Raw genomic sequence first — 6,919 nt, 5'->3', positions numbered from 1 at the left:
GCCGTTCTGGTAGGCGGCGAAGGCGGCGGCGGCGCGCGCGTCGGCGGCGGGCGAGCCGGAGGTGGCCGCGCCGATGCCCCGGGTTCCGAGCCGCGCGTATCCCCGGCAGTAGGCGTCCATGCCGCGCAGCGTCGAGGTGAAGTAGCCCTTGCCGGCGGAGGGCGCGGCCGGGTTGCACAGCCGCTTGAAGCCGCGCACGAAGTCCGGGGCCGTGACCGGGCGCGGCGGATCGGTGTCCCACATGACGTCGCCCCGCAGCCGGACCGTGTAGGTCAGGGCGTCCGCGCTGACACCGCCGTTCGCCCGGGTCGGGAGCCGCTCGGCCACATCAGGGTGCACCGGGACCGTCTCGGCGAACACGTTGGACGCGAGCGTCCCGAACAGCGTCCGCGCGAAGGTGCGGTCGAGGCCGCGCGCGCCCACGCTCTCCGCCGACGCCGGGTCCAGGTGCTCGACGTCGGACGAGCCGACCACGCGCAGCGTCCCGCCGTCCCGGTGGGATTCGGAACGCGAGGCGTCCGCGGTGTCAGGACCGCCGCCGCACCCCGCCGCCAGGCTCGCGAGCACCGTGCATCCCGCCACCACCGCGACGGCGCGGCGGCACGGGAACGGCGCCTGGCACGGGAAGGACGCGGGGGAGCGGGGAACCCCTGCCGGGCGCCACGCCGGTGCTGCCATCGGAGCCTCCCGGATGTGTCACGCAGGGTGCCAGAGTAAGGCCAGAACGTGACAACCGGGGGTGTATACCGATTTTCCCTATGAACGAAAGCGGCCCCTGGCAGGTCACCTGCCAGGGGCCGCTCGAAAGGCCGTTCAGCCTCGCCCGCTCGGCGGCGGCTCCTCACCGGGCCGCCGCGCGGGCGGGGATCAGCGGTCGAGCTCGCCGTTGATGAAGGCCTCGACGGCGTCGCGCGCGTCGTCGTCGGAGTACTGCTCCGGCGGGGACTTCATGAAGTAGGAGCTGGCCGACAGGATCGGGCCGCCGATGCCGCGGTCCTTGGCGATCTTGGCGGCGCGGACCGCGTCGATGATGACGCCGGCCGAGTTCGGGGAGTCCCAGACCTCGAGCTTGTACTCCAGGTTCAGCGGGGTGTCGCCGAAGGACTTGCCCTCCAGGCGGACGTAGGCCCACTTGCGGTCGTCGAGCCACGGCACGTGGTCGGACGGGCCGATGTGCACGTCGGCCTTGGCCATCTCGTGCGGGATCTGGGAGGTGACCGACTGGGTCTTGGAGATCTTCTTGGACTGCAGGCGCTTGCGCTCCAGCATGTTCATGAAGTCCATGTTGCCGCCGAAGTTGAGCTGGTACGTGCGCAGCAGCTCGACGCCGCGGTCCTCGAACAGCTTGGCCATCACGCGGTGCGTGATGGTCGCGCCGACCTGGGACTTGATGTCGTCGCCGACGATCGGGACGCCCGCCTCGGTGAACTTGGCGGCCCACTCGGGGTCGGAGGCGATGAACACCGGCAGCGCGTTGACGAACGCGACCTTGGCGTCGATGGCGCACTGCGCGTAGAAGCGGTCCGCCTCCTCCGAGCCCACCGGCAGGTAGGACACGAGGACGTCGACCTCGGCGTCCTTCAGGGCCTGGACGACGTCCACCGGCTCGGCGTCCGACTCCTCGACCATGTCGCGGTAGTACTCGCCGAGGCCGTCGAAGGTGTGGCCGCGCTGCACGGTCACGCCCGACGGCGGGACGTCGGCGAACTTGATCGTGTTGTTCTCGCTGGCGTGGATCGCCTCGGACAGGTCCATGCCGACCTTCTTGGCGTCCACGTCGAACGCGGCGACGAACTCGACGTCACCGACGTGGTAGTCGCCGAACTGGACGTGCATGAGGCCGGGGACACGCGTCTCGGGGGCCGCGTCCTTGTAGAACTCGACACCCTGGACGAGCGAAGAGGCGCAGTTGCCCACACCCACGATGGCTACGCGCACCGAACCCATCCGGTTGCTCCTTCTCTGTAGCGGTTGGCGATCCTCGCCCGCCCCGAAGGACGAACGCCACCTCTGCGGGACATGAGGTGGTGTTCACCCGTCCCAGGCCGTGCCGCGTCGTCAGCGGCCGGTCTCCGGAGGCATGTTCTGAATCGATTGAAGACGTTCTGAGGTTCTGGCCTGTTCCTGCTCCGCCCGCTCGCGCCCGATCAGCTCGTTGAGCCACCGGACCTCGCGTTCGACGGATTCGAGCCCATGGTTCTGCAGCTCGAGCGTGTACGAGTCGACCCGCTCGCGGGTCCGCGCCAGCGCGACGCGGACGCTCTCCAGCCGCTCCTCCAGCCGGCTGCGCCGGCCTTCGAGGATCCGCAGCCGCACGTCGGCGCGGGTGTGCGAGAAGAAGGCGAAGTGCACGCCGAACCCCTCGTCCTCCCACGCCGCCGGACCGGCCTCGGTGAGCAGCTCCTCGAGCCGCTCCTTGCCGTCGGCGGTGAGCTTGTACACGATCTTCGAGCGCCGGCTCTGCAGTGCCAGCGGCACGTTCGGCTCCTGCGGCCGGTCCTCGACGATGAGCCCCTTGGCGAGGAGCTGCTTGAGGCACGGGTACAGGGAGCCGTACGAGAACGCGCGGAACATGCCGAGCAGGATGTTGAGCTGCTTGCGCAGCTCGTACCCGTGCATCGGGGACTCGTGGAGCAGCCCGAGCACGGCGAGCTCCAGCACGCCCGCGCCCTTCTTGCCCGCCATGAGCCCGTCCCGTTCGTCCGCAGAGCCGATGTCTCCATGTGATGTATCGAGTGAATGTATCGACTCGATACATCTGAAAGATACGTACCGCCGCGCGTCCTGGCAAGTCCGGACGCTGTGACGGCCGCCGCACCCTCTTCTATAACGCCTCTGACCTGCGCATACTGCCCGAATTGGTCAGCTTGGCGGGACGGGCCGTGCTCGCTCGTCGCCCGTCCGGTGGTGGAAGGAGGGCGCGCCGCGCGGGCCGGAGGCAGGTGTGGCGGCGGTGATCTTCCGGAGGCGGGCGGGACGGGCTTACCCTGCTGGCATGCGGGCCGCGCGCGGTGCTCGGGACCGCCGCCCATGAGGCCGCGGCTGGTCGTCGACTACGGCCTGGCCAAGCGGGCGGCCCTGGCCGAACTGCGGTCCGGGCAGCTGACGCGCGCGGACGCCTGCGACGCCCACCCCTACCTCCTGCGCGCGGCGCGGTTCCACGGCGAGCCGACCGACGCGCCCTGCCCGGTCTGCCACGCCGTCCGGCTCACCCTCGTCCGGTACGTCTACGGGGACGAGCTCGGCCGCCTCGCCGGCCGGGTCACCGGGACCGCCGAGCTCGCCGAGATGGCCCGCGAGTACGGCGAGTTCCGGGTCTACGTCGTCGAGGTGTGCCAGGGCTGCGCGTGGAACCACCTGTCGCGCTCCTATGTCCTCGGTCACGAGGATCCGGCGGCCGACGGCTGAGCCCGCCCGCCCGCCGGAAACCTCCTGGCGGACCTGCCCTTTCGCCTTCCTGACGCCGCGTCCCGGCCCCCGCGCGCCACCCCCGGACGCCGCCCGCGACCGCCACGTGCCTCTCCCGTTCACCGGGTGGCCCAGTACTCTTCCGACACCACAACTGTCGTTGTCCCCTGCCGAACGAGGTCACGTGAGCACTCCAGGCCAGCCCCGACCGGAACCCGGTCCGCTGCGGCCGGGCGGACGGCACGTCCCCGCGCCCGGCGGCAGTCCGGACGCGTCGGCGAACTCTCCTTCCGACCCCGGACGCGGCGCTTTCGGCCCGTTCGGCGGCCCCGGTGACCCTGGCGGCGGCGCACCGCCCGGCGGGCCCGGGCCGTCCTCCTTCCCTGGTGGCCAGGGCGTCCCGCCCCGCGGCCCCGGAGCCCCGGCCGGCCCGCCGTCCGGCGGTCCTGGCGGCCCGAACGGGCCCGGCAGGCCGAACGGCCCGGGTGGACCCGGCGGACCCGGCCAGTTCGGGATGCCCGGACCTGGCGGCCCTGGGGCTCCCGGAATGAAGCCCCCGGCTCCCGTCCCCACGGGGATGCCGGGTGAGGGCGCCGTGCCGGGTGTGTTCGAGTTCGGCTTCGGCGAGCCGGCGGGCCCGGGTGGACCCGGCGGCCCAGGAGGCCCAGGAGGCCCCGGCGGTCCTGGCGGTCCCGGTGGGCCGGGAGGCCCCGGCGGTCCTGGCGGTCCCGGTGGGCCGGGAGGCCCCGGCGGGCCGGGCGGCGGGCGGCGGCGGAGGCCGCCGGAGCGCGGCCCGCGCCACTGGTACGACCACCTGAGGTCCCGGTCGACGGGCTGGCGGCGGTTCCTGCCGTCCTGGAAGCTGGTCGTCGGGTCCGGGCTGCTGGTCACGGCGGGCCTCGGCACGGCGATCGGCGTCGCGTACGCGCAGACGCCCGTCCCGGACGAGGGGAACGCGGACGCGACGAAGACCGCCGCGATCTTCTACTACAACGACGGCAAGACCGAGGTCGGCCGGATCGGCAAGAACCGCGTGACGGTCCCGATCGCCAAGGTGCCGATGGACGTCCGCTACGCGGTCGTCGCCGCCGAGAACCGCTCCTTCTACACCGACAGCGGCTTCTCGGTGTCGGGCATCAGCCGCGCCGTGTGGAAGAACCTGTCCGGCGGCGAGACCCAGGGCGGCTCGACGATCACGCAGCAGCTCGCGAAGAACTACTACCTGAACGACAAGCGGACGATGGGCCGCAAGTTCCAGGAGCTGTTCATCTCGCTGAAGCTGGAGGACAAGCTCGGCAGCAAGGACAACATCCTCGAGCTGTACCTGAACACGATCTACTTCGGCCGCAACTCCTACGGCATCGAGGCCGCGTCCAACACCTACTTCGGCAAGCACGTCAACGAGCTCAAGCCCGACGAGGGCGCGCTGCTCGCCGCGATCATCCAGCAGCCGGGCAAGTACGACCCGCGCAGCGGCAACAAGCAGTGGGTGGCCGAGACCAGGGCGCGCTACCTGTACGTGCTGGACGGCATGCGCAAGACGCACCACCTGACCGACCAGCAGTACGCGCAGTACAGCAAGCAGATGCCCGCGACGAAGGAGATCGGCGGACCGTCCACCTTCGGCGGGCAGCGCGGCTACGTCATCAAGCGCGCGCTGAAGGAGCTGGACCGGCAGGGCATCGACGAGAAGACGGTGATCGAGAAGGGCCTGCGGATCACCACGACCTTCGACCAGCGCAAGATGACCGCCGCGCGCAAGGCCGTCGAGGACACGGTCCCGGGCGTCGACCCGAACAAGCTGCTGAAGAAGCACATCCGGCTCGGGCTGGCCTCGGTCAACACCGGCAACGGCGAGGTCGAGGCCATCTACGGCGGGCCGAGCTACCTGAAGGACTCCTACGACAACGTCTGGATGGGCAGCGCGCAGGCCGGCTCGGCGATGAAGCCGTACGTCCTGGCCGCCGCGCTGGAGAAGGGCTACGGGCTGAAGAGCCTGGTCGAGGGACGCTCTGGTATGGGCTTCGACGCCCAGGGCAACTCGGTCAAGGGCGGCGCGCCGAACGACGTCACGCGGGGCGGCCTGCCGAACTCCCACCAGGCCAAGGGCGGGATCACCCTCATCCAGGCGATGAAGGAGTCGACGAACACCGCGTTCGCGCAGCTGGCGCTGAAGACCGGTTCGTCGCAGATCGTCTCGATGGCCGAACAACTCGGCGTGAGCCCGGACATGGTCGAGAGTTACAAGGGCCAGTACGGCATCGCGTTGGGCATCAACAACATCCGGCCGATCGAGCAGGCGTCCGGCTACTCGGTGTTCGCCAACGGCGGCACCTGGTACCAGCCGCACGTGATCCGCAGGGTGGGCACGTCGGACGGCAAGGTCTTCAAGAAGCTGGACTGGCAGGTGAAGCGGGCCGCGCTGTCCAAGCCGATCACCCAGGACGTCACCTACGCGCTGCAGCAGCCGGTGAAGCCCGGCGGCACCGCGCCGTCGGCGGCGCTGTCGGACCGTCCGGTGGCCGGTAAGACCGGCACGACCGACAAGAACATCGCGACGTGGTTCGTCGGGTACGTCCCGCAGATCTCGACGGCCGTGACGATGTACAACAACGACCGGAAGACGCTGGTCGTCCCGGGCATCGGCGAGGTCGTCGGCGGCAGCGTCCCGGCGAAGATCTGGCACGCGTACATGGACGAGGCCACCAACGGCCTGGCGGTCGAGCAGTTCCCGCCGCCCGCGTGGGTCGGCACCCCGCAGAAGTGGGTGGACGTCTACAAGGAGAAGAAGAAGAAGGAGGACAAGCGTCCGCCGTGGTGCGACAGCGCCCCGTGGGGCCAGTACGACCCGCGGTGCCGGGGCGGCGACGACCACGGCGGCGGGGGCGGCGGCAAGCAGCCGTGCCAGTCGCCCTTCCCGGACGCCAACTGCGACCCGAACAAGCCGCCGTCCAACCCGCCGCCCAAGTGGTGGTGCGCCATCCACAACGGCGACCCGCGCTGCGACGGGCGGAAGAAGGGCCGGGGGCACGGCGGCCCGGCCTGGCCGAACTCGGTGGCCGACCGTCCGCGGATGCTCGTGACCGCTCCACCGGGGAGACCGTGACCCGGATTTGACCGGTCCAGAATGAGCCCGGCCCGACAACCCGTCGGGCCGGGTTCGCGTCTTCCGAGAGGACGCGCGAAGCGCGGCGCCGACCGTGGGTGCTCGCGGTGCCACCACGAGTGATCCATCTCATTTGATGACAAAGCTATAAAACCATCCCTGAACAGGGATTTTTCGCTTTGCTCCCGCGTTGATCGGGCGGGCGGGACCGCCAGGGCGGCCCCCAGCGCCCCGTGGTGCGCAGTACCCTCAGGTCCGACGCACAGCCGTACCCCCACCAATGAGGTCGTGTGAGTTACCGAAGCCAATACGGACCGGAATACGGAGAGAGCCCGCCTCCGGCGCAGGGCTCCGGCCGCCCCGGCGGTAGCGCCATGCCCCCCGGCCGGGGTACGCCGAACGGTG

4 protein-coding genes and 1 pseudogene are annotated in these 6,919 nt (G+C 70.8%); 2 read left to right on the top strand and 3 right to left on the bottom strand.

The window, feature by feature from the left end; genetic code table 11:
- The 3 genes and pseudogenes from AB0J52_RS21645 to AB0J52_RS21635 form a co-directional block, all read right to left on the bottom strand.
- Positions 1-567 (bottom strand): annotated as a pseudogene (locus AB0J52_RS21645) (hypothetical protein); the annotation flags it as partial.
- A gap of 300 nt (positions 568-867) precedes the next feature.
- Complete coding sequence (locus tag AB0J52_RS21640; RefSeq protein ID WP_500183558.1) at positions 868-1,947, bottom strand: inositol-3-phosphate synthase; 1,080 nt, start codon at positions 1,945-1,947, stop codon at positions 868-870.
- 111 nt (positions 1,948-2,058) lie between these two features.
- A complete protein-coding gene (locus AB0J52_RS21635; protein ID WP_500183556.1) occupies positions 2,059-2,685 on the bottom strand; it encodes a PadR family transcriptional regulator in 627 nt (208 codons plus the stop codon).
- Between the two features lie 345 nt (positions 2,686-3,030).
- On the opposite strand from AB0J52_RS21635, the gene AB0J52_RS21630 reads away from it, so the two are divergent.
- Both AB0J52_RS21630 and AB0J52_RS21625 read left to right on the top strand, forming a co-directional pair.
- A complete protein-coding gene (locus tag AB0J52_RS21630) occupies positions 3,031-3,408 on the top strand; it encodes a DUF5318 family protein (protein WP_500183554.1) in 378 nt (125 codons plus the stop codon).
- Between the two features lie 595 nt (positions 3,409-4,003).
- Positions 4,004-6,514, top strand: coding sequence for a transglycosylase domain-containing protein (locus tag AB0J52_RS21625; RefSeq protein WP_500183552.1), 2,511 nt, complete (start codon positions 4,004-4,006; stop codon positions 6,512-6,514).
- The last annotated feature ends 405 nt before the right edge of the window (positions 6,515-6,919 follow it).

The sequence above is a fragment of the Spirillospora sp. NPDC049652 genome, from assembly GCF_040675125.1.
Taxonomy (GTDB): Bacteria; Actinomycetota; Actinomycetes; order Streptosporangiales; family Streptosporangiaceae; genus Spirillospora.
This window is presented reverse-complemented; position numbering and strand designations above follow the sequence as displayed.

What these genes read in the sequence shown, in the direction of transcription:
- AB0J52_RS21640 (WP_500183558.1), bottom strand. Translation starts at nt 1,947, where the DNA reads ATGGGTTCGGTGCGCGTAGCCATCGTGGGTGTGGGCAACTGCGCCTCT.
- AB0J52_RS21635 (WP_500183556.1), bottom strand. Translation starts at nt 2,685, where the DNA reads ATGGCGGGCAAGAAGGGCGCGGGCGTGCTGGAGCTCGCCGTGCTCGGG.
- AB0J52_RS21630 (WP_500183554.1), top strand. Translation starts at nt 3,031, where the DNA reads ATGAGGCCGCGGCTGGTCGTCGACTACGGCCTGGCCAAGCGGGCGGCC.